Source organism: Mesorhizobium sp. M7A.F.Ca.US.005.03.2.1 (assembly GCF_003997795.1).
In the GTDB taxonomy this organism is placed as follows: domain Bacteria; phylum Pseudomonadota; class Alphaproteobacteria; order Rhizobiales; family Rhizobiaceae; genus Mesorhizobium; species Mesorhizobium ciceri.
On record NZ_RZRP01001040.1, the window covers coordinates 1 to 1925 of the forward strand.

Here is a 1925-nt window from a genome sequence, read left to right on the forward strand (position 1 = left end):
GAGCAACAGGGCCCGCTGGGGGCGTTGGGGCTGCCCCGGCGAGCTTGATCCGCCTTGCCAGGGGCGTGGCATCACCGGGGTATGGAGACGAGTTTCGGCGCCCGCAATTCCCCGGCCATCCTTGCCGCCTGGAAAATTGTCATCAAAACCAGGATGGGCTCACCCTCGGTCGGGTTGATGGTCAGCACGACGCGGCCAAGCTCGTCGCTCATGCCGCAAGACCAGTCCTTGACGGCTATCACCTTTCTCGCGGCCATATGCCGTTCTCCTGCACGGGAGGTTCTCTGCCGGCTACGCCGTCTGGAGTTGGTCGACAGAACCTTCGCCTGACATTGCAACCAGCCGAAATGCGGCAAATGCGGCCAATATCATGAAAACCGCCGTGACGTTCAGGGACATCGTCGACGCAAGGACGCCCCCGTCAAAGCAACTCAGTTCCATGCGCTGTACCCCTTCAAGCCACTGACGGCCTGGATGATGATCCTGCTTCGAGTGAAATACAAGCGCGCGCTAATGTGCTGAAGCTGGCTGGCCAGTCTGCGCGCGGCTTCGAACCAGCCAAGCGCTTGGTTGCTGGTTCCCGCTCAAGGGCTCGAACCTCGATTCACGCCTTCAAAGGGCGCTGTCCTACCATTAGACGAAGCGGGAAAATGCACGTTGCGCCCCACCCCTAGCCGGTTCGCGCGCCGGGATCAACGCACTGCGGCGGCAAAGCCGATTGGAAGCGCGGTGTCAGTCCGGAAAGTTGGTGACAGGTTCCTCGCAGCGGTAGACCGGGCAGCTGCCGTCACGGGTCGGGACATAGGCCGACATCGGCACCTCCGGCCAGTCGCATTCGTTGCCGAACTGCCTGACATAGCGGTCATAGGTGTTGGGGCCTGTGGTCAGCACCACGGCATGGCGGCTTTGGAGCAGTTGCCGGAGCTGGTCGCAACTCATCGTGCGGGTGTCGGGCCTGGCTTCGGCGAGGCCGGTCGCGGCCAGCAGGATCGCTGCCGTCAAGGCAATTCGGCGCATTGGCATGGCTGTTCCTCGAATGGACATATCGGCCGAAACTCGCATCCCGCCGGGTGGTTCCGCAACCGCCGGCTCGCCGTCTGTGGCAGCGCAACCAAATGGTCCGTCGTGCATTGCTGGGGATGGATGGCAGGAAGCCCTACAAAACTCCGCGATGGCGGCCCGGAAGCGGGGATCGCGAGGCCATGTGCTGTTCCTTCTGCGGCGGACGCGACCACAGCTACGAGGACTGTCCGCAAAGGAATCCCGACGCCGATGCAGTGCCCGTTGCGCCGCCCAACGACGCTGGCTCCGAAAAAGCAGGCCGATAAGACGGACAGGGCGAAGCGGTCACCGAGCTTACAGCAGCTCGACTGGATCGGCATCTACGGCCGCAGAGGCATTGCCGAGATGGAGGGCCGGGCATTATCGTGACATGCGTGTCCGCGACCGCAAATGCGGAATGTTGCGCACCGACTGCAACCAAAATGCCCGGTCAGGCATTTCTGGCACGAGGGAAATCCTCACGCATGCCCGGACGCTGGCGGGAGGCGGCAAGGTGGGGCCACGACGGGGCAATGACAGAATTGGCAAGCGTCGATAGCCTGCTCGAAATCACTGCCCACGCTCGGCTGGCGGCGATTGTCGATTCGTCCTTCGACGCCATCGTCAGCAAGGACCTGAACAGCATCATCACCAGTTGGAACGCGGCGGCGCAACGCATGTTCGGCTACACCGCCGAAGAGGCCGTCGGCCGCTCCGTGCTCATGCTCATCCCCGATCATCTCAAGGATGAAGAGACCGACATCATCAGCCGGGTTCGCAAGGGCGAACTCCTGGCCAGCTATGAGACTATCCGCCGGCGCAAGGATGGCGGCCTCATCGCCGTGTCGCTGACCATTTCGCCGATCAGGAATGCGTCCGGCGAG

General features: G+C 62.8%; 3 protein-coding genes and 1 tRNA gene. 1 reads left to right on the forward strand and 3 read right to left on the reverse strand.

Going from position 1 to position 1925, the window contains the following annotated elements; translation table 11 throughout:
- Positions 1-71: 71 nt before the first annotated feature.
- From EN991_RS34295 to EN991_RS34305, 3 genes are all read right to left on the reverse strand, one after another.
- A complete protein-coding gene (locus EN991_RS34295; protein WP_013530769.1) occupies positions 72-257 on the reverse strand; it encodes a hypothetical protein in 186 nt (61 codons plus the stop codon).
- Positions 258-574: 317 nt separating this feature from the next.
- Positions 575-648: transfer RNA gene (locus EN991_RS34300), tRNA-Gln, on the reverse strand.
- Between the two features lie 84 nt (positions 649-732).
- Positions 733-1023, reverse strand: a complete 291-nt coding sequence (locus tag EN991_RS34305; RefSeq protein ID WP_013530770.1) for a hypothetical protein — start codon at positions 1021-1023, stop codon at positions 733-735.
- Positions 1024-1574: 551 nt separating this feature from the next.
- Between EN991_RS34305 and EN991_RS34315 the strand changes: the two genes are divergently transcribed.
- Positions 1575-1925: PAS domain S-box protein (locus tag EN991_RS34315; RefSeq protein ID WP_127370391.1), on the forward strand; the 351-nt coding region annotated here is incomplete at its 3' end.